The sequence below is a fragment of the Metabacillus sp. KH_069 genome, assembly GCF_057838075.1.
In genome coordinates this window covers 1415758-1437107 of sequence record NZ_CM174460.1, presented here as the reverse complement: position 1 = coordinate 1437107, position 21350 = coordinate 1415758, and the positions used below count along the sequence as shown (strand labels likewise).

Annotated in this window: 20 protein-coding genes; 9 read left to right on the top strand and 11 right to left on the bottom strand. The window is 41.1% G+C overall.

The genetic code is table 11. The annotated features are described in order from the left end of the window. Window positions 1-42: 42 nt before the first annotated feature. From murQ to ggt, 6 genes are all read right to left on the bottom strand, one after another. A complete protein-coding gene (murQ, locus tag AC3ISE_RS07110) occupies window positions 43-951 on the bottom strand; it encodes an N-acetylmuramic acid 6-phosphate etherase (protein ID WP_489223635.1) in 909 nt (302 codons plus the stop codon). Further along, window positions 951-1676, bottom strand: coding sequence for a GntR family transcriptional regulator (locus AC3ISE_RS07105; RefSeq protein WP_489223634.1), 726 nt, complete (start codon window positions 1674-1676; stop codon window positions 951-953). The genes murQ and AC3ISE_RS07105 overlap by 1 nt, the downstream gene beginning before the upstream one ends. Beyond that, entirely contained in the window at window positions 1673-2428 is a 756-nt protein-coding gene (gene nagB / locus AC3ISE_RS07100) for a glucosamine-6-phosphate deaminase (RefSeq protein WP_489223633.1), read from the bottom strand. The genes AC3ISE_RS07105 and nagB overlap by 4 nt, the downstream gene beginning before the upstream one ends. Next, on the bottom strand, window positions 2425-3609 hold the full coding sequence (nagA, locus tag AC3ISE_RS07095; protein WP_489223632.1) for an N-acetylglucosamine-6-phosphate deacetylase: 1185 nt from the start codon (window positions 3607-3609) through the stop codon (window positions 2425-2427). The genes nagB and nagA overlap by 4 nt, the downstream gene beginning before the upstream one ends. A 180-nt stretch (window positions 3610-3789) precedes the next feature. Beyond that, window positions 3790-5250: an N-acetylglucosamine-specific PTS transporter subunit IIBC gene (gene nagE, locus AC3ISE_RS07090; protein ID WP_489223631.1), complete on the bottom strand. Its 1461-nt coding sequence runs from the start codon at window positions 5248-5250 to the stop codon at window positions 3790-3792. 386 nt (window positions 5251-5636) lie between these two features. Further along, window positions 5637-7394 carry a gamma-glutamyltransferase gene (gene ggt / locus AC3ISE_RS07085; protein ID WP_489223630.1) on the bottom strand — a complete coding sequence of 586 codons (1758 nt, stop codon included), beginning with the start codon at window positions 7392-7394 and terminating at the stop codon, window positions 5637-5639. A gap of 225 nt (window positions 7395-7619) precedes the next feature. On the opposite strand from ggt, the gene AC3ISE_RS07080 reads away from it, so the two are divergent. Next, window positions 7620-8045 carry a PH domain-containing protein gene (locus AC3ISE_RS07080; protein ID WP_489223629.1) on the top strand — a complete coding sequence of 142 codons (426 nt, stop codon included), beginning with the start codon at window positions 7620-7622 and terminating at the stop codon, window positions 8043-8045. A gap of 35 nt (window positions 8046-8080) precedes the next feature. Here the strand turns inward: AC3ISE_RS07080 and AC3ISE_RS07075 are convergent, their stop codons facing one another. The 3 genes from AC3ISE_RS07075 to AC3ISE_RS07065 are packed head-to-tail and all read right to left on the bottom strand — an operon-like array spanning window position 8081 to window position 10539. Further along, on the bottom strand, window positions 8081-8524 hold the full coding sequence (locus tag AC3ISE_RS07075) for a GNAT family N-acetyltransferase (RefSeq protein WP_489223628.1): 444 nt from the start codon (window positions 8522-8524) through the stop codon (window positions 8081-8083). Beyond that, window positions 8490-9098 carry an MFS transporter gene (locus AC3ISE_RS07070; RefSeq protein ID WP_489223627.1) on the bottom strand — a complete coding sequence of 203 codons (609 nt, stop codon included), beginning with the start codon at window positions 9096-9098 and terminating at the stop codon, window positions 8490-8492. Before AC3ISE_RS07070 ends, AC3ISE_RS07075 begins: the two co-directional genes overlap by 35 nt. Then, window positions 9088-10539 carry an FAD-binding oxidoreductase gene (locus tag AC3ISE_RS07065; protein WP_489223626.1) on the bottom strand — a complete coding sequence of 484 codons (1452 nt, stop codon included), beginning with the start codon at window positions 10537-10539 and terminating at the stop codon, window positions 9088-9090. The genes AC3ISE_RS07070 and AC3ISE_RS07065 overlap by 11 nt, the downstream gene beginning before the upstream one ends. A 163-nt stretch (window positions 10540-10702) precedes the next feature. On the opposite strand from AC3ISE_RS07065, the gene AC3ISE_RS07060 reads away from it, so the two are divergent. Together AC3ISE_RS07060 and AC3ISE_RS07055 are read left to right on the top strand one after the other, a co-directional pair. Further along, a complete protein-coding gene (locus AC3ISE_RS07060; RefSeq protein WP_489223625.1) occupies window positions 10703-11125 on the top strand; it encodes a pyridoxamine 5'-phosphate oxidase family protein in 423 nt (140 codons plus the stop codon). A 79-nt stretch (window positions 11126-11204) separates the two neighbouring features. Beyond that, window positions 11205-11468, top strand: coding sequence for a hypothetical protein (locus AC3ISE_RS07055; protein WP_489223624.1), 264 nt, complete (start codon window positions 11205-11207; stop codon window positions 11466-11468). Between the two features lie 452 nt (window positions 11469-11920). Here AC3ISE_RS07055 and AC3ISE_RS07050 read toward each other — a convergent pair whose 3' ends face one another. Then, window positions 11921-13144 (bottom strand): vWA domain-containing protein, encoded by a 1224-nt coding sequence (locus AC3ISE_RS07050; protein ID WP_489223623.1) that lies wholly within the window; start codon window positions 13142-13144, stop codon window positions 11921-11923. A gap of 165 nt (window positions 13145-13309) precedes the next feature. Here AC3ISE_RS07050 and AC3ISE_RS07045 point away from each other — a divergent pair, with 165 nt between their 5' ends. The 6 genes from AC3ISE_RS07045 (at window position 13310) to AC3ISE_RS07020 (ending at window position 19345) form a co-directional block, all read left to right on the top strand. After that, window positions 13310-13813, top strand: coding sequence for a GNAT family protein (locus tag AC3ISE_RS07045; protein ID WP_489223622.1), 504 nt, complete (start codon window positions 13310-13312; stop codon window positions 13811-13813). Window positions 13814-14751: 938 nt separating this feature from the next. Beyond that, window positions 14752-15531: a transporter substrate-binding domain-containing protein gene (locus AC3ISE_RS07040; protein ID WP_070876939.1), complete on the top strand. Its 780-nt coding sequence runs from the start codon at window positions 14752-14754 to the stop codon at window positions 15529-15531. A 33-nt stretch (window positions 15532-15564) separates the two neighbouring features. Then, the gene (locus tag AC3ISE_RS07035; protein ID WP_430005135.1) at window positions 15565-16230 is read left to right on the top strand and encodes an amino acid ABC transporter permease; all 666 of its coding nucleotides are present in this window, start codon (window positions 15565-15567) and stop codon (window positions 16228-16230) included. Window positions 16231-16259: 29 nt separating this feature from the next. Continuing rightward, window positions 16260-16988, top strand: a complete 729-nt coding sequence (locus AC3ISE_RS07030; RefSeq protein WP_070877003.1) for an amino acid ABC transporter ATP-binding protein — start codon at window positions 16260-16262, stop codon at window positions 16986-16988. Between the two features lie 389 nt (window positions 16989-17377). Further along, window positions 17378-17995 carry a YczE/YyaS/YitT family protein gene (locus AC3ISE_RS07025; RefSeq protein ID WP_070876936.1) on the top strand — a complete coding sequence of 206 codons (618 nt, stop codon included), beginning with the start codon at window positions 17378-17380 and terminating at the stop codon, window positions 17993-17995. Between the two features lie 168 nt (window positions 17996-18163). Then, on the top strand, window positions 18164-19345 hold the full coding sequence (locus AC3ISE_RS07020) for a NupC/NupG family nucleoside CNT transporter (RefSeq protein ID WP_489223621.1): 1182 nt from the start codon (window positions 18164-18166) through the stop codon (window positions 19343-19345). 165 nt (window positions 19346-19510) lie between these two features. Here AC3ISE_RS07020 and AC3ISE_RS07015 read toward each other — a convergent pair whose 3' ends face one another. After that, complete coding sequence (locus AC3ISE_RS07015) at window positions 19511-21139, bottom strand: M14 family metallopeptidase (protein ID WP_489223620.1); 1629 nt, start codon at window positions 21137-21139, stop codon at window positions 19511-19513. Between the last annotated feature and the right edge of the window lie 211 nt (window positions 21140-21350).

Genomic DNA, 21350 nt, shown 5'->3' with positions numbered 1-21350 from the left:
TCATATCGTACTGGAAAAATAATTTGCCCCGCGTTCTTCCCCTTACCTATTATCTCTAAGGAAAAAACGTTGTAACGCCAGTTTCAATTTCCCTTCAGCCTGTTCAATATAAGCTGCAGCTTGCTCTTGTGAAGATTGAGTAACAGTCATAAAGATCGCTTCTTTTAAATTGTAGTGAGTTTGATGCATGGCAGATTCAGCTGCTTCAGCTTCAATACCAGTCAAATCCATTAATATATTTTCAGCCCGTTTTTTCAGCTTCAAATTAATGAGCTTCATATCAACCATTTCATTTTGATAAACTTTTCCAAGCCGGATCATGACTGCAGTAGATATCATATTCAGCGCCATTTTCTGGGCAGTGCCAGCCTTCAGTCTTGTGGAACCTCTAATGACTTCAGGACCCGTTTTTAATTCAATTGCCACATCACTTATTTCGGAAACGTCTGTATTCTGATTGTTGCTGATTGAAATGGCGCATGCCCCTGCCTCTTTTGCACAAGACAGTCCGCTTATCACGAACGGTGTAGAACCGCTGGCAGTCAATCCGATCACACAATCAAAAGCGTTTAACTGGCAGGATTCGAGCTTATTTCGAATAACGCCTACATCATCTTCAGTCTCTTCAAGAGGCTGCCACATCGCTTCATTTCCGCCTGAAACAATGGCAGTCCATCTGCCGGTTTCTACTGAAAAGGTTGGACCAAGCTCTACAGCATCAAGCATGCCGACTCTGCCGCTGGTTCCCGCTCCAATAACATAGACTCTGCCGCCCTCATTCCATCGCTTCACGACTTCATCAACAGCTTTGGCAATTTGCGGCAGAGCTTCATTTACGGCCGCCGTAATCGCTTCATCTTCTTTGTGCATCATTTCCACAATTTGAAGGGAATCCATTTCATCAATAAGAGAAGTTCTCTCATTTCTCTCTTCGGTTGGTTTTCGCACCATTAAAATCGCTCCATATCAATCGTGAATTTATAGCGATCTGCGCGGTAGACAGACCTGACGACCTCAAGAGGTTTATTTGTATCGAGCGTGGTTCTCCGTTCAATCAGCAGTACTGGCGCCCCTTCAGCTACTTCGAGCATCTCAGCCTCTGTTTTTCTGGCAAAGGAGGCTTCAAGCACCTGTCTGCCGTGCTGGATTTTTAATCCTAGCTTATTTTCCACATAATCATAAATGGAGTTCACAGCTATTTCTTCTGTAAGACCATGTGCAAGCTCTTTTGAAATATAAAGCATTTCATAAGCCATAGGCAGCTGATCGGCAAATCTCACTCGTTTCAGCTCGAAAAGAGGAGCTCCTGCTTTAACCTCAAGCTTAGCTGCCAGATCAATACTTGCTTCAACCTCTTTAAAACTGATGACGCGGGTACTGGGTACAAGGCCCCTTGATCGCATATCTTCAGAAAAACTTGTTAACCCCTGAAGCGGCTGCTCAATTTTTTGATGGGCAACGAAGGTACCTTTTCCACGCTGCCGGTATAAATAACCATCATTCACCAGATTCGAAAGAGCCTGTCTCACCGTCATCCTGCTTATTCCATATTTTTCAGCGTATTCTCTTTCAGAAGGAATCATCTCACCTGGCATTAATTGCTGTTGTTGAATGGCTTCTTTTATTCCTTCTTCAAGCTGATAATAAATTGGGAGCGGAGAATTCTTTTGAATCATTTGGCAAACAGCTTCCTTTCATCTTGATGCAATTTTGATAATGCTTCTTGATCGGCAATGATGATTGTATCTGGGTGATTTATTAAAATCGTTGCCGGTATGGAGTTGGTTACATCTGAATGAAACAAATCATATAAAATAGATGATTTTTGTATGCCTGAAGCGAGAAGCAGTATTTTTTTACTTTTCATAATTGAAGCGATTCCCATTGTTACTGCATGAGTGGGTACATCTTCAATTGAGTCAAAGTAACGTGCATTTGCCTCTCGGGTAGACTGTTCCAAAGCGACTAAATGAGTATGTGATTCAAAAGAACTTCCAGGTTCGTTAAATCCAATGTGCCCATTTTGGCCGATGCCAAGCAGCTGAAGATCAATTCCGCCTAATTCCTCAATTTTAAGGTCATAAGTCTCGCATTCCGCTTTCATATCTTGTGCTTCTCCGTTTGGAAGAAAGGTTTGAGAAGAAGGAATATTCACTTCATCAAAAAAGTGTTTTTTCATATAAGCATGATAGCTGTTTTCATCTTGTTTTGATAAACCGGCATATTCATCAAGATTGAATGTATTAATATGCTGATAGGATGTTTTGTTTCGCTGATGATCGAGAATCAGCTGCTGATAAGTGCCAAGGACCGTGCCGCCAGTTGCCAAACCAAGCACTGAATCGGTTTTTGACTTGATTTGATCCAAAATGACCTCTGCTGCAAGCATACTCATTTCATGATAATCTTTTGCTTCAATTAGTTTCATTGTTCAACACTTCCTGTAAAAGAGATTTTGCCCCTGCAAAACGTCATCAGCACTTCGCAATTTTCATCAAGTACGACGATATCAGCATCTTTTCCGGTAGATAAACTTCCTTTGCGGTCATAAACGCCGATTTGTTTAGCTGGATTAACAGATGACATCTTCACAATCTCTTCAAGTGAGCAGCCTGTATAATCCATCATGTTTACTGCAGCATTTCTGAACGTTAAAATACTTCCTGCAAGAGTTCCATCAGCAAGCGTTGCTCTGTCCGCATCAACCGTTACTTCCTGCCCGCCAAGGTCGTATTTACCAGCCCCAAGACCTTTTGCTCTCATAGAATCAGTAATTAATATCGTTCCCTCACTGCCTTTTACTTTATAAGCAAACTTCACCATTTCAGGAGCAATGTGAATACCATCCACAATCATTTCTGTTTTCACTTCATCCATCATAAGAACAGTACCAGCTACGCCAGGTTCCCTATGGTGAATGCCTCTCATTCCATTGAAAAGATGTGTAGCGTGGTTCACGCCTCTTTCGATAGCCTTTTCAACTTCTGAATAGACAGCATCACTATGGCCAATTGAAGCCGTAATGCCGGCAGAGGTTAAATGTTGGGCAAGGTCATATCCATTCTTGCGTTCTGGTGCAAGTGTGACTAGCTTAATATGATTATTTGCTTCTTCCAGCCATTTATCAAAAAGGCTGCATGATGGTTCAATGATATTTCCCGGCGCCTGCGCACCTGCACGTTTAGGGTTCAGAAAAGGACCTTCTAAATGAATACCAAGCACTTCTGCTCCTTCATTATTTTCCCGTTCGATAAATTCAGCCGCATTTTTCAGGGCATCTGTAATTTGGCCACGATCTGCAGTCATTGTTGTTGCGAGATAACTCGTTGTCCCTTCTTTTGGAAGGGCTCTGCTCATGGTTAAAATCGCTTCTTTTGTCGCATCCATCACATCTGCACCATCTGCACCGTGGATATGAATGTCAATAAAACCTGGCAGAATGGAAGCATTGCCTCTAAGATCTATCACCGTATCATCAGCTTCAGGTTCCGGCATTTCAGCCAAGTCACCAGCTGCAATAATTTTATTTTTTTCAATCAGGATAAAACCGTTTTTGAAAACGACATCACCTGTATATAATTTTGCGTTAGTTAAATAGGTTTTCTGCATGGTTCCAGCTCCTTGCATCTATAATCAACCTTACTATAACATCCATCTAGCTAGTTGTCTATACCAGTATAATTCAATATAAAACTCCCTTCTATGATGATATCGTTCTGGCATCATAGAAGGGAATTTATGTTTATAGACTAAAACATAAAGCTTATGGAAAAAGGTCTAGATTTCAAATCATTTTCTGATTTTCTCTATTTCATCCGCAACAAATTGTACTTGTGTACCCACAATGACCTGAATGCTGTTTTTACCGACAATATTAATTCCCGGTACACCTGTGTCTTTAATCTTTTTTTGATCTACAGCATTCATATCTTTTACTTCAATTCTTAAACGAGTCACGCAGTTGTCAACAGACGTCACATTGGCGTCTCCGCCTAAGCCATCATAAATTTCAGCAGCCATTACTGCAAATTTTGACCCCTCAGCGTGAGATTGATTGCCTCTTGATGTATCTTCTTCAAGCATTTCATCCGAATCTGCTTCTCTTCCAGGAGTAGCAAGATTGAATTTTGTGATTAAGAATCGGAATAGCACATAATAAATGACTGCTACCACTAGACCTTGCAGAAGCAGCATATATGGCTGATTCGCTAACGGCAATCTTGAACTTAACACAAAGTCAACAAATCCTGCACTAAAACCAAATCCAGCTGTCCAATGGAAAAATGCTGCTACAGCTAATGAAAGACCTGTTAAGGCTGCATGAACCACATAAAGTGCTGGAGCTAAAAACATGAATGAGAACTCAAGCGGTTCTGTAACACCAGTAAAGAATGAAGCAAAACCTGCCGCTAACATGAGCGATGCAGCCTGTTTTTTTCTTTTCGTTTTTGCAGTATGATACATCGCTAATGCTGCTGCCGGTAAACCAAACATCATAATAGGGAAGAATCCTGCTTGGTACATTCCTGTAACACCTTTTGTTCCTGTCCCTGCCCAGAAATTACCGATATCGTTAATTCCAGCAACATCAAACCAAAACACTGAGTTTAAAGCATGATGTAATCCAGTAGGAATTAAAATTCTATTGAAGAAACCATATAATCCAGCCCCAATAAACCCTAATTTACTGATCCATGTTCCAAAAGCAACCAATCCAGTAAAGATTACAGGCCATGCGAAGAACAATACTACTGATACAAGCAGCATAGAAACGGCTGTCATGATTGGAACTAAACGTTTACCACTAAAGAATGATAAAGCAGCCGGCAATTGTACATGACTAAAACGGTTGTACATCATTGAGGCTACAATCCCTGAAAGAATACCAACAAATTGATTTCCTATTTTAGCAAAAGCAGCATTGACATTTTCCGGGTCAACCCCTTGAAGCATAGCTACTGAGTTTGTTGAAAGCAGAGTTGTTATAACCAGGTAGGCTACCAAACCGCTCATTGCGGCGGAACCATCTTTTTCTTTAGACATTCCGAGCGCTACCCCAACTGCAAAAAGAATCGCCATATTGTCAATGATCGATGATCCGGCTTTAATTAAAAATGCTGCTATCGGATTGCCAGCTCCCCAGCCTGCAGGATCGATCCAATAACCAATTCCCATCAGAATCGCCGCAGCCGGTAATACTGCTACAGGCAGCATCAATGATCGGCCGATTTTCTGAAGATATTTCATCATTTTACATTCCTCCAAAATAAAGTATAGGATAATTAAGAGTTAATAATTGATGAAAAACGACTCCTTGAATTCGTTTTCAAATTCACTATAACATGTATTCAACTAGTTATCTATACCAGTTAATTTTTTTTTTTACAAGTACAGCCTTTTCCCAATAAAAATAGTTGATCCTGCAGCCCATTGCTTTAATTTATATATATAAATAGCGTGGTCTCTTCAAGTAATTCCGAAACTCTTCAACTCTATTTTAAGATATATTGATTTAATCCGTACAAATGTTTCCTCTTGAATTAACCTTTCTAATTAATTCCGGGACCTTTAAAATTAAAATCCCAAGTTCATCTAAAAAAACAACAGCACCCCATCCATCAGGGTGCTGTATTCTCTTACTTCTCTTTCTTCTTTTTCAAATCAACGCCGATGGCAGCGCCATTTCTGCTGGAGTCAGCCACTCCTTTAAATGTTCCTTTTTCATGATCAATCAGAATGCTTTGCACGTTTCCGATGACTACTGGGCTTTGCCCAAACTTGTGGCCCATTTGATTTAAACGGGTGATGATGTCAGAGGAAATGCCGCTTTCAAAGCGGTATGAGCTCAAATTGTTCGTATAGATTCTAGGTTCTTCGACTGCTGCTTTTAATTCCATATCGTATTCGATTGTATGAAGTATCGTCTGAAGAACGGATGTGATAATTGTAGGTCCTCCAGGTGATCCAACAGTTAAAACAGGTTGATCATCTTCAAATACGATAGTCGGAGTCATGCTGCTGAGCGGACGTTTATTCGGCTGAACTTCATTGGCTCCGCCTGGAACAGCGTCAAAGTCAGTGAGTTCATTGTTCAGCATCAACCCGTAACCCGGAACCATAATGCCTGTTCCAAAAACCTGCTCAATGGTTGTTGTGTAAGAAACAACATTTCCCCATTTATCGGTCACACTGAAGTGAGTGGTTTCCCCGTACTGCCTGTCGTTTGGCTGAACGGTTTGTTCATAGTCGGCAGTTCCTTCTTCATACTTCCATGGATCTCCCGCTTGAGGATTTGGATTGACTGAATCAAGACTGATCAGTTCCTGTCTTTCAGAAATGTAATCCGGATGCAGGAGCCCCTCTACCGGTACATCTACAAATTCAGGATCACCTGCATAAACTGCGCGGTCAGCGTATGCAAGATGCATGGCCTCTGCGAGCAAATGATACTTCTCAGCTGAGCGTACATCATATTGAGATAGGTTGAAATCATCAAGGATCTTCAGCATCTGCAGTAAGAAAACTCCACCTGAGCTTGGCGGCGGCATGCTGGCAATTTCGTATCCCTGATACTCGCCCCAAATCGGTTCATCAATGGTAACATCATATTTCTTCAAATCATTCGGCGTCATGGAGCCTCCAAAATCCTGGACAGTGCCGGCTAGAGCTTGTCCGATTTCGCCTTTATAGAACGCATCCGTTCCTTTTGAACGAATCAGTTTAAAGGTTTTCGCCAAATCTTTTTGAACAAGCTTGTCCCCTTCTTTTAACGGAGTTCCATCTGGAAGAAAGACATCCTTTGCTGCTGTTGCTGATAACGTTTCGGCATTGTCTGAAATTGCTGCGGCCAAAACCGAATCGATTTTAAACCCCTTTTCAGCAAGCTTAATCGAAGGACTGATCAATTCCTTCATTGATCGTGTGCCCCACATGTCTAGAGCCGTTTCAAGCCCTTTCAGTGTTCCTGGAACTCCAACCGCAGTACCGCCTTTGTATCGTTCTGAAAAAGGAATTGGATTCCCGTTTTCATCAAGAAACATATCAGGTGCTGCTCCTGCTGGCGCCCGTTCGCGGCTGTTGATAATCGTTGTTTCTTCGGTTTTGCCGTCATACACCATCATGAACCCGCCGCCGCCGATTCCTGACATCATCGGCTCTGTCACATTCAGCGCATATTGAATCGCAACCGCTGCATCAATGGCATTCCCGCCTTTTTTAAGAACCTCTGCGCCAATTTCCGATGCCAGTGGATGGGCCGTTGCTACCATTCCGTCACGGCCTACATCAACTTGGCTGTATTCCACTTTCTTCTCGGGCTTTTTAGCCTCTGTACTGACCGGAAATCCCCCGGCAAGCAAAATGGCAATTAGAAAAACACTCAAGCTTCTTTTCATACCCTTCCTCCTCATAAGTAGAATCTCCTCTCTACCATATGGAAAAGAAAATAGAGAATCAAGCGATACGTCTGAATTATCTGAATATTAGTCCGTTCTTCCTATCCTTATTTTTCCTAATTTGCTTCTTTAGGGAATATAGTATGGTATGACATGTAGACATCAATACCTTTAGCTGACAGGAAAAATATGCTAAAATCCAATCATAAAAGGGGGACTTCAAAAATGATCTTTCAAATAAAGCGAAACCCGATTCTTGTTGCGATTGTGCTGTTTATGATTATTCTGCCGTTTTTTCTGCTCTTTCAGTCTGAAACCCTTCCATCACTGATTATTCCTTTCTTGCTGTCCGCTTTTTTAGCCCACGCATTAATCAAATCTTACTTTGTCATTGAGAACCAAACATTAATCATCGTGTTCGGACTAATCAAAAAAGAAATACCAATAAGAGATATAAAGGAAATCCGTTATTCCAATAATCCGCTCTCAGCTCCCGCATGGACGCTGAAAAGACTTGAAATCGTTTTTGCGAAGCCGATTGGAACGAGACCAAATGCAGCCGCAAGATTTGCCCTTGTCTCTCTGCCTAAGGACGAAACTGGCTTTTTCAAGGGAATTGAGGAGATAAATCCTCACGTAAAAACACCTTAAAAAGTGCCGCACGGCTTTCGTGCGGCACTTTCTTCCTAATAGAGCTCCAGACGGTAAATGGCTTCGCCATTTTCTATTTTTCCTGTATCATTAAAACCCGCTTTTTCATAAAGCCTTATTGCCTGAGTATTTTCAGGAGTGACTCCAAGTAATAGGAAAGGACTGACATCAAAGCGTGATTTCATAAAACTGAGAATGATCTGCAAAGCAGCAAAACCATATCCTTTTCCCTGGTGGTCCTTATCGATCATAAATCGGACAAGCCAGTACACTCCGTCTTCAGGATCTTTACCGACCATCGCAAACCCGACCATCTTATTTTCCGCGTAAATCCCAAGCGGCAAAAAGGAAGTTTCAAATTTTGATTCTGCCAGAGAATACAGATTGCCCGCAACAAACTTCTCTTGCTCTTTTTGAACCTTAAGCGATATACACGTCTTCCAGTTATGCTTCGTTATGGGATGAAGCTGAATCTGCATGCTGTGCCACCTTCTGTTCCTTATCAAAGTATGAATCTGTTATTCTTAATACAATGAGGCCGCTGGTAAAATAAACGGCAGATGCTATGAAAAAAAGGAATGTTACGGTAAAGTACTGAGCTAAAAATCCGCCTCCCATGATCGCAGCTGCTGACATAAGCGATGTGAAAAAATGATAATGGCCAACTTGCATCCCTCTTTTTTCTTCTGTCGTCCACTGAGTCAGCAGCATCTTTTCTCCATGCTTTTGCATCGCGCCAAAGAGGCCCATGATCGTTTGGCATACATATACTTCTTCAATCGTCTTTATATGAGGGTAATACAAAAGAATCAAAGCCATTCCGAACGAAGAAACCGAAAGCATAACTTTGTCGCTTACCTTCCCTGACATACGCCCTAAGAGCGGATGAACAAGCGCTGCTGACAGTCCAAATAATCCATACGAAATTCCGAACTGCGAAAAAGAAGACCCTACATTTTTTATAAATAAAATATAGAATGGGAAAATGAAATTGCCTGCAAAAAACAGCGTGCTCTGAGCCGCAACAAACTTTCTGAACGAATCATTTTTCATCGCGTCCGTACTCCTCATAAAAGTAATTCATGAAAAGTTCCTCTTCATCAAACTCACGCTTCTGCCTGAAAAATTCATCTGTTCGTGGATACGCACGCTTCATTTGCTCTTTTGTCGGATATGGCTGATAAGGCAAATAATATGTGCCGCCATACGAAAGGGTGACATCAATCATTTTCCGGATGACGTTCCTGGTCTTTTTTATCTCTTCTTCAGACATCCCCTGATTGATTAACAAAACGAACGCAAACATATCATCACGGCTGTAGGCCAAGACAGCGTCTTCATTATGATCAACGTATCGAATCGTGATATTAAATAAATTCAGCTCTTCCTCTGTCAATGTTTTCCTCAGACTGTCTACATAGTAAGGAAATGCATCAACCGGAACAAAATACTCCTGCAGAATATCCGTATTGTTCTCATTCTCGTACTCCAAAAACCCGGACTCTGACCGCATCACATTATTTCTCGTAATATAGGAATCTTCTTTTTTCACAAAATAAGACTTTTGGGCTTTCCAAAACGTATTTTTTCCCCAGTCGTAATTCCTTGATAAACCAAGCAGGAATTTCATGAGTGCGACATTCTTTTCTTCACTCAGTTCATCATATTCTGTACGGGCCCCCTGTTCACCTGCAAGCACATAGTCCGTCACATACATTTCCGTCAAAAAAGAATCAGGTGCAGTGGATAATCTGGCAAGATGCATCCGGACATTTTCATTGCCGCGGACTTCATGCTTAAAGTAATCCGCATATTCTTTATAATCGATAGATTTTGTTTTCATAATATAGAGTTCATCATCGGTTAAACTGATTTCTGCATCCAAAATGACTCCGAACAAACCGTATCCGCCTATGACAAGCGGGAAAAGCTCTGGATTCTCCGTTCGGCTGACATGCACAATTTCTCCATCCGCGTTCAGCAAGCGAAAGGATTGAATGCTGTCAATTAAAGAACCATGACGGATATCCCGTCCATGCACGTTCACGCTCATCGAACCGCCCACCGTGAAAATATTTTGAGACTGCATGACTTTCACTGCAAGGCCATGCGGATTGACATAGCGCTGGATATCATCCCAAGTCGCCCCGCTTTGGACAGTGATCGTCTTTTTCTTTTTATCAAAATCCAGAATCTTATTATAGGAAGTCATATCAATTACGATGACATCTTTGTAGTAGGTATGTCCCCCCTGGCTATGCTGTTTTCCTGCAATCGAGATTTTCTTGTTTGACTCTTTTGCTTCAGTGATTGCTTTTCTGAAAGATTCAATCTCTTTTCCTTTTACGACCCTATCAATTTTTTCAGGCATCAATCTGCTGACATCGTTCATAAGTAACGGATCATGCTTTTCTTCTTCAGAAGCTGCTTTTAATGAAAATGCAAAGACTATTAGAAATCCGAGAGTGAGGAGCACAAAATATCTCTTTTTCATCGATCCACCGCCAAATAGAAAAATGTGTTATTTAGTTACATTTTACACTTTGAGGGGATTTTTGACAATCACCTTTTACGATAACGTCAGCACCTTCCCATGTTTTAATCTGCAAATAAGAAGGAATACATACATTAACACCCACTAAAAGGAGATGTTTTACTTGGATAAGCAAAAATTAAACAAAGAAGTTTTAGATATATTGGAAGAGCATAAGGTCGGCACGCTTGCTACTGTAGTAGATAACAAGCCTCACTCTCGCTATATGACATTTTTTAATGATGAATTAATGCTTTATACACCTACTAATAAAAACACCCATAAAGCAGAAGAAATTGACGAAAATCCAAATGTACATATCCTGCTTGGCTATGAAGGTGAAGGATATGGGGATTCTTATATTGAGTTTGAAGGCAAAGCAAGCATCAGCGAAGATCAGGAATTAAAGGACAAGATCTGGAACGATCATATGAAAAACTGGTTTGAAGGTCCGAACGATCCAAATTACATCGTTCTTGCGATTAAGCCGAATAAAATCAGATTAATGAACAGTGAACATGAGTCACCGCAGACTTTAGAAGTATAAGAATTCATGGACCGGCACCTGGCTGCCGGTTCTTTTTGTGCCGATTTCTTGTTTTCATAAGAACCTCATGAGAAAATGAATGCAAGAACGAAAACTAGAAGGTGATCAAATGTATTTCGTGGTAGTGGATATCGGCTGTTCTGACTGCGGAGAAGCTTCGAATGTTGTCGGCATTTTTACAGAAGAAACAAAAGCGCGGACTGCGCTCGAGCAGTATAAAACAATGAACAAACTTGATCTGTATGGGGACGACCATCAATTTTTAATATACAAATTAAACGAGCTTAACGCCATTCACAATAACAGCTTTGACCATCTTATTTATGACAGTGAAGAAGAATGAAGAATGGAGCTGTCCGATAAGTCCCTAAAATAAAGCAGGCAGGAAAAACTTCTGTTTTTTCTGCCTGCTTTTCTGTGAAAAGAATTAGTGGCGTCAGCTTCAGTAGTGTTGCCACTTTTAACGGTGCATTGCATAAAAAGTGGCAGCAGTCACCGGGGTGCTGCCATTTTTTACGGTTCTATACACCGAATGTGGCGGCACTTGCCATAGTGCTGCCATTTTTTACGGTTCAATACACCAAATGTAGCGGCACTCGCCATAGTGCTGCCATTTTTTACGGTTCAATGCACCAAATGTGGCGGCACTCGCCATAGTGCTGCCATTTTTCACGGTTCAAATGCATAAAAAGTGGCAGCATTCGCCGTAGATCTGCTACTCTTTTGGATAAAATCCCAAAAGAAAGGGCTAGCCAGAAAGTCAGTGATAACTGACTTTTGGACAGCCCCATTCCTTTACCTTAATATCCCTTTGGACCGTGACTGTTTAAGCCAATCAGGAAATTCGTTTAAATCGTCAAGAGCGAAGAAATCGGCATTATCAACGACTCTTCCAGTTAAATCGTCAAGTTTTTGAAGCACACCAAAATTTGCGTTTCCAAGGCCAACAAATTGCCAGAAAATATTTTGATTGGAGCAATCTATTAAGAGTTTCGATATTTTCTTATCTTCATAGATGCCTCCGTCACTGAAAAACACGACATAAGTGGGCAGGGAATCGCTCGGTTCTTCTTCTGTATATTTGCGGATCACGTCTTTCATGACTTCAGGTTCATTGTTGCCAATGCCAAGCCCCCCAAAGAACTTGGGTCTAGGATAGGTTCTCTCTACATATCCCTCAAATTCTCTTTCCGTCACGCTTTTCGCTCTCATTGACTTGCTTCCGAAAAACCAAGTATCCATTACTCCGTCATCATCCATGCAGGCAGCTACAGCAAGCACCTTTTCAAAAGCACTTTGAACGGTTCCATTTGAATAGAGATTTGCCATAGACCCGGATGCATCAATGACAACAGCCACTCTTGCCTTCACATGTGAAATCTTTTTCTTTTCAAGTGAAATGACGACCTTCTTTTTCAGCAAATCAATCTTAGTTAAATTAATTGGTGCTTGCTTTACATGATCGACCTTAATTTCTTCCTCCACGTCCGATTCCTCTTCAACCGTTACCCCATGTGCTTCAGCAAGAGGTTTGAGCCCGCCGTTAAAACCTCTTCCTATCGCCCTAAGCTTATATCCCGAAGAATGGGGGTACAATTCGCCAAGAACAAGTGCTTTTTCATCACCAGCATCGGTAACCTCATATGTAATTTCAGATTCATCCGTTATAATCGATACACTGCATCCCTTTACTTCTTTAAATGCGGCGGATTCTCCATCTAAGGTTGCAGCAAAAATGCACTTTTCTGCCAATGAATTCGGCAGTTGATCCAACTGAATCGTAAAGACGGCAGATTGATCAGAAGACCGATTGAATGTCACGATTTTCTGAGGATCAGCAGGCTGATTATAAAAAATCATATAATCATCTGATGGAACCATCCCATTTGAACCAACCATAAAGCAGCTGATGTCCAGATCGCACGGCGCATATTCCCATGAAATATGGATGTCGATTGAACCGCTGTTTCCCGCAAGTGTATTGCCGCCTTTTGACAGCTTAACTTCATTTTTGATCATCTTATCCCCCCTGAAAATAATCGTCCATCTTTATTGTATTACAAAATTTCAGACATTTCTTCAGCTCCTTCCAATTTGTGCAAAACGGTTGATTCTACTAATTAAATCTAGTAAAATTGTAAACTGTGTTTTACGTTCGGATTTTAAAAATGGAAGGAGCTCAGTATGTATAATTCTGTCCTAACACGCAGTGATCAGACATCCATTGACGCTGAAGAACTTCAGTTTCAGCTTTTTAGAATGCAGGATAATCTGAAGGAAATTGCCAAGCGATGGCAGGTTGTCGGAATTGATCAGACAAAAGAAGATAAATGGGTCATAGTTTATGCACAAAATGACGGTGATTCATGCAAGGTGATGCTGAATGATTGTGAATCAGCTTATCGGGGTACATGGGATTTTTCCATCCACGCCACATACAACGATGATAAGGCGATTCACATCGGAGATATCAAAGGCCCTGCTAATAAGGGCTACGGATCCATTTGCATGAATTATTTGAAAGAGTTTGCGAAAGATCAAAACATCCCCTACATCACTGGCGACATTGCCAAAAGAGACTGGGATCACGTTGACCGTCTTGTCCATTTTTATGAAAAACATGACTTTAAAGTAAACATTGACTATGACAAGCAAGCAGGCGAAATTGAATGGAATGATATGTATTAGGAAGCAGACAGGATCTGCTTCTTTTTTGTTGGGCTAAAACATGCGGAGGTCGCTCTGGCACCCGAATTTCGACGTTATTAATTTTTTTTCATTCTTCTGAGGCGGTCATAGGTTGATCGCTTTTTTTAATGGATTATCTCCATTTGAATAAAAGATACATAGGTGAACTTCGTTGATAACAATCTCGTTCTAAAATACTCTGAAACGACTTAATGAACGCGTTTATATTAGTTGATCTAAGTGGAATCCTTTCATGAGTGTTTACAGCACTTAATGTGAGCTTCAGCACCAGATAAGTGTTTCAAAACCGAATTTGCAGCACTTAATATGGGCTCCGGCACGAAATTAGTGTTTCAAAACCGAATTTGCAGCACTTAATATGGGCTCCGGCACGAAATTAGTGTTTCAAAACCGAATTTACAGCACTTAATATGGGCTCCGGCACGAAATTAGTGTTTCAAAACTGACTTTGCAGCATTTAATGCGGGATTCAGCACCAGATAAGTGTTTCAAAACCGAATTTGCAGCACTTAATACGGGCTTCAGCACCAGATAAGTGTTTCAAAACCAAATTTACAGCACTTAATATGGGCTCCGGCACGAAATAAGTGTTTCAAAACCGAATTTACAGCACTTAATATGGGCTCCGGCACGAAATAAGTGTTTCAAAACCGAATTTACAGCACTTAATATGGGCTCCGGCACGAAATAAGTGTTTCAAAACTGACTTTGCAGCACTTAATGCGGGCTTCAGCACCAAATAAGTGTTTTATGCTCCTCGTCATGAATCTATCCCATCTCCCTCCCCCCCCCTAATTTCAAAGTTTTCAAATTATATGATTACCATCCTAAAACTTAGGGTATGTACAACTAGGGCATTTTTTCCTGTTTACCATAATCGCGCTATTTCAAAAAAAGAAAGGAGCCATGAACCTTCAATGAGAAAAAAAGCATTACTCTTATTCTCTGCTCTTTTTCTTGTCAGCATGCTTACCGCCTGCGCAGAAAAAGAGAAATTATCAGATGGCACGGAACTGATTGACAAAGATGAATTTGTGTTTGCGGCTTCAGGTGAATTCAAGCCCTTCAGCTATGTGAAGGATGATATGACGATGACCGGGTTTGATGTTGCCGTCGGCGAAGCGATTGCAAAGGAGCTTGGCCTTACGCCAGTTCAAAAACGAATCAAATTTAAAGGCATTGTTGAAGGCGTGAAAACCGGCCGTGCAGATGCGGCAGTTGCCAGCCACACGATTAATGATCAGCGTGCAAAGCATGTTTCTTTTTCCACTCCCTACTACTACTCGGGTCCTCAGATATTCACACGTCCTGACAGTGATATCAAAACAACAGAAGATCTAGAAGGAAAAGAAGTTGCCGTAGCAAAAGGTTCTACATATGCTGCAACCGCAGAAAAATACACGAAAAACATAAAGATGTACGATAGCGATATTACTGCCCTTAAAGCGCTGAGTACAGGCCGCCACGACGCGGTCATAACTGATTTTGTAACAGGAAAAAGTGCAGCTAAAGGCGGATTTGACATCGTCGGTCAGCAGCTGATCGAACGAAGCGAGCAGGCTGTAGTCATTCCCCAGGATAATCCCGTTCTTTTAAAAAGAGTGAATGAAGCGCTGGAAAAACTCAGACAGGACGGTACCCTTAAGAAAATCAGCATTGATTACTTCGGAGAAGATATTACGACGAAACCTGAGTAACCCACCATTTGCACAGAAAGGATGTTGTTCATTTTGCCTAGTTTTTCACATTTTTTTGATTCGTTAGTTGCGAACAAAGGCGTCTTTTTTGATGCGATGCTTGTCACCCTGCAATTAACGGTTGTTTCCATTTTAATCGGTATTGTCATCGGCCTCTTTTTTGCCCTTTTAAAAATTTCTAAATTAAAAGTGCTTGGCATTATCTCGGATACTTACATTTATTTAGTTCGGGGGACGCCTTTGATTGTACAGATTTTCATCCTGTACTTCGGATTCAGCGGACTCTTTTTAATTCCCGATTTCTGGGCTGCTTCACTGGCGCTCGCCTTTCATAACGGTGCCTATATTGCCGAGATTTTCCGCGGGACCATTCAGTCCATTGATAAAGGACAGATGGAAGCAGGACGCTCTCTTGGCATGACAAGAGGCCTTACAATGAGAAGAATCATTATGCCCCAGGCTTTCAGACGCGCTCTTCCGCCGCTTGGAAACCAGATGATTATCGGGCTTAAGGATTCGTCCCTTGCAGCCTTTATTTCCATAAATGAGCTCTTTAATGTGGCGACCACACTCGGCTCAAATAACTTTGATGAAATGACATTTTTATTGATAGTTGCCGTTTATTACTTAATTTTAGTGGCCATTTTAACACTTATCGTAAATGGTCTTGAAAAGAAAATGTCGATCAGCGACCGCTAAGGAGGTAATGATTTTTGGAAACGAAAGAAATGATCAAGGTTGAAAAGCTGAATAAATCATTCGGCGACCTGCATGTATTAAAAGATATTGATATGAAAGTGAATGAAAGCGATGTTGTCTGTCTAATCGGTTCAAGCGGATCCGGAAAAAGCACCCTGCTCAGATGCCTGAACTTCCTTGAGAAAAAAGACAATGGAAAAATCATCATTAATGGTGAAGAAATCACTCAGGCTACACATGACATCAATGAAGTACGCCAAAAAGTCGGAATGGTATTTCAGCACTTTCAATTATTCCCTCACAAAACCGTGATTGAAAACATCATGGAAGCACCGCTTATGGTGAAGAAAATGAAAAAAGAACAGGCAGCCTCTGAAGCCCGTGCCCTGCTTGAAAAAGTAGGCCTTTCAGATAAAGCTGACGTGTATCCAAATAAACTTTCAGGAGGCCAGAAGCAGCGTGTGGCGATTGCCCGCGCCCTTGCGATGAAGCCTGAAATCATGCTATTTGATGAACCAACATCGGCACTTGATCCAGAGCTTGTAGGTGAAGTATTGGCTACAATGAAAGAGCTCGCTGTTGAAGGAATGACGATGGTTGTCGTCACGCATGAAATGCAATTTGCCCGCGAGGTGGCCGATTGGATTGTTTATATGAACGAAGGCCGAATTGTTGAGAGAGGCCATCCTGATGACTTCTTTACCAATCCTCAGGAAGAACGCACGAAAGAATTTTTAAGAACGACACAGTTAAATTAAAAGAAAAGCGGAAGCGCCCGTTTAGCTCTGAAAGACAGATAAGGTTCCGACAGAAAAGGCGCTTTTTGCCTTTACTGTCGGAGCCGTTCTGGCCGAGGAGTTGGGCGATGGAGCTAGACATCGAAGCGCAAAATTTTTTACTTTCTTATCTATGAACTAAAGCTCAGATAACTTTAGTTCATTATTTGCCAACCTTTTAACTTTTATAATTCTTTAAAACACAGACAAGACGTGAGATTTTCGGATCTCACGTCTTTTTATGTGCTCTTTACAATAAATTTCATATTGCTTTTGCATGCAGAATTGAGTATGATGAAAACGGTTCAAAGAGGTCTGATGACTAACATCCAATTACTTACAATAGATACCAGCTTGAGAGGGGATTTTTGATGAAAGAAAGAGCATTATTTTTTATCACGGGATTATTGATTTTAACACTTGGTGTTTCTTTGATTATCAAATCAGGTTTAGGAGCATCTTCATGGGACGCGCTCGCTGTAGGCGAATCAAACATGTTTGGCCTGACAGTAGGAACTTGCATTTTCATTAATGGAATCGCTTTAATTTTCATCAATGCTTTTTTGATGAAGAAAAAGCCTGAAATTCTTGCAGCAGCAAGTATTCTCCTAATTGGAGCATTGATTGATTTTTGGCTTTTGGTTGTTTTAAAACACTATTCGCCAACTGTCCTGTTTTTCCAGGCTTCAGCTCTTATCGCCGGCATTCTCTCAATGGGCGTCGGAGTAGCTATTTACCTGCAGGCTAAATTCCCTGCAAGCCCTATGGACACATTGATGGTTGCGATTCATACTCGCTTTGGCTTGAACTTAAGAAATTCACGAATTATCAGTGAAGCATTCGCTCTTCTGCTTGCCTTTATTTTTCAAGGGGCAATCGGGATCGGAACATTTATCGTCACGCTTACATTAGGCTTTGTTGTTCAGTACTTTTTCCCTAAATTTGAAGGGTTATTAGCAAGAATGAGCAGCAGACTATCTTATAAATAAACCAAATTTCTTTAAAAAATAGGGTTGCTTTGTTCCTATTAATCTATTATAGTTAAATACGTCAGAGGTCAGACATCAGATGACGCTGACTCTCTTTTTGGAATTAGATGAAAGCGTATACAGATTCTTTTCAAAAATGCTTTTAAATACATCTCAGAGGTGAAGAAAATGAAATACCTAATAGCCCTTCTCGGTCTAGCGATCGTACTCGGATTAGCATGGGTTGCAAGCAGCGACCGCAAAAAAATTAAGTTCAAACCTGTTGCACTAATGATTGTGATTCAAATTCTATTAACGTTCCTTTTATTGAACACGAAGTTTGGTTTAATCATGATCACAGCGATTGCTGATGGATTCGGCAAATTGCTTGGCTATGCAAATGAAGGAATCATGTTCGTTTTCGGCGGACTTGCAAATGATGGACAAGCTCCATTTTTCTTGAATGTATTGCTTCCAATCGTCTTTATCTCAGCACTTATCGGGATTTTCCAGTACATTAAGGTCCTTCCTTTTATCATGAAAGGCATTGGATTTGTATTAAGCAAAATCAATGGAATGGGCAAACTCGAATCATATAACGCAGTGGCATCTGCCATTGTTGGACAATCTGAAGTTTTCATCACTGTTAAAAAACAGCTTGGCCAATTATCATCACAGCGTCTTTACACGCTTTGTGCATCAGCTATGTCTACGGTATCTATGTCTATCGTTGGTGCTTACATGACAATGATCGAGCCAAGATACGTTGTAACAGCAATCGTCATCAACCTGTTCGGCGGATTCATTATCGCATCTATCATTAATCCTTACACTGTTACTGATGAAGAAGATATTCTTGTCATTCAAGAAGAAGAAAAGCAATCCTTCTTCGAAATGCTTGGCGAATATATCATGGATGGATTTAAAGTAGCTATTATCGTAGGCGCAATGCTTATCGGTTTCGTTGCTTTAATTGCAGCTGTAAACAGCATTTTTGATATGATTTTCGGCATTACATTCCAGGCAATTTTGGGCTACATTTTTGCACCATTTGCATTAATCATGGGTGTTCCTATGAGTGAAGCAGTTGCTGCCGGCGGAATTATGGCCACTAAATTAGTGACAAACGAATTCGTTGCAATGATGGATCTGGCTAAAGTATCTGAGAACTTCAGCGAACGCACACTTGGAATCATCTCAGTATTCCTTGTATCCTTTGCTAACTTCTCTTCTATCGGAATCATTGCAGGTGCTGTTAAAGGACTTCATGAAAAACAAGGGAACGTTGTTGCCCGCTTTGGATTGAAATTGCTTTACGGTGCTACACTTGTAAGTATTTTATCTGCGATTATTGTGAGTATTGTACTTTAATAAAGGCATTCTTCGCATATATTGTAGTTTTTTATGATAAATGTTTTCCGTTCCTTTCCGCTCCAGTTAAGGATTTAACAATTAGTCTAATAGCAACAATATATACGAAAAGAGCCTTAATAAAAAAAGGAGCAGGGAATCTAACTTCCCTGCTCCTTTTTTTCTCTATTTAAGCTTCTTCCCATCAAACATAAACCTGTAAACCGGCAGATCTTGTCCAACTTCAGAAGGAATGTATCCAAATGTGACATAGCTGTCAATCGATTCCGGTTCTAAAGAGAGCGACAGCAGGTTGTTTTGCGGCTGGGCGGATAGGAATACATATGTGCCTTTTGGGAACACAACCTCTTTCTTTTCAAGCTCCGTCTGCACTTCTGCAAGCTGGATGCCTTCATACTTCTCCGTGTTCTCCTTGCTGGTTACTTCATAAGCTTCAACCGGCAGTTTCATTTGCTTTGGCAGCTGGAATCCTTTTAAGCCCTGATTCTGAAGCTTAGCTGCAATTTCTCCCTGATCTGGCTTCAGTACATAGGCTGTAGGTCTTTCTCTCGTTAACGTCGCTTCTGCTTCTGTTGCACTGAAATAGTTCACCGGAATATCTTTTACGGTGCCTGTTGCGATATCAATCATTTCAAGTGTTTGATTGTCAAGTTCAGCGGCTTCGCTGTTGACGATAATTGGATCTTTATCATTACTGCGCAGCCCTTTTTTGACAAGCTTTGCCCGCTCTTGCGCGACGGTCATTTTTACTTTTTTCGCATGCTCTGCGGTCTGTCTTAAAATATGCTCGTGCGTCGCAATTTGAGCAGCAACACGGCGGCCGAAATCTTCTCTTCCAATATTGATTCCGCGGCTTTCAACTAAAAATGAAAACGAGGTCTGCAGGCCAAATGCGTTCCGGCCAATGCGCGGCTCAGTTCCGCCTTCAAGGATGTCAATTTCCCCATTAGTTACAGCCGATGTATAATAGCGGTCACCTGTAAAGCCCTTGTCTTCCAATGTGTTTAAAGTCGGATCGACATACAGGCTGTCAGACATCGTCCGGATTTTTTCAGGAATGTTTACATTCCTGCCTGATAATAGCAAAATATCATGATATTTCAGCAGTCCGCCTTCGCCGAACTGGTCTAATGACTTTGTATAAGGTGTGTATTCATGAGCATCAATGACAACCTCTGGAGTATACTTGTTGAACTCGTGATGAATAGCCTGCACCTCTGGAGATTCAAGCTTTACATGATCCCGGTTTCCATCAAGTCCGTTTTGCAGCTGGCGTTTAAAATTATACGAGCCGTCCGGATTCACGCGGGGAACGATGATAACATTAATTTTATCTAATACCTCATCTCCAAGGTCTCCTGTCAACCGGTTCGCAATCGCTAAAATTGATTCTCCGCTTGCCGGCTCATTTCCATGAATCTGGCTTTGAATCCAAACAGTCGGTTTGCGGGATAAATAACTTGGATTGATTTTTTGATCTTTCGTAAAATAAAGGGCAGGCATTTCCATGCCATTTTGAGAAGTGCCGATGTTTTTCACTGAAACATACGGGCTCTTCTCTTTCAGCTCTTCTATGTAAGCAAGCATTTCCTCCTGGGTTGTAAAAGCTTTTTCTCCTTTTACAAATGCAGGTGTCCCATCCGTTACTTCTACCTCCGGAAACAGCGGCCTTACCTGTTCAGGCTGGCTGTACGTCTTACCGTAATAAGGTGTTTCAGCGCTCACTGCAGGCGCTAATAAAAAACTGGCTGTCAATAATACTGGAATCGAGCTTTTTTTCAGAACCTTTTTCATGGACTGCCTCCTCTTTCTTCTTGTGAATCTAATAATAGAGGAAAAGGTTTTTATTTTCAAAAAATTATGAATAGTTTGTTGTCCTCATAAAATTCGACATTTTTGTTTATTTCGGCTAAATCAGGACCTATGATTCAATTATTATTTCGTGATTCGAAGGTTATATAGCAAGGATATCCCAGAATCTCTCATATTTATTTACCTTTCCCTC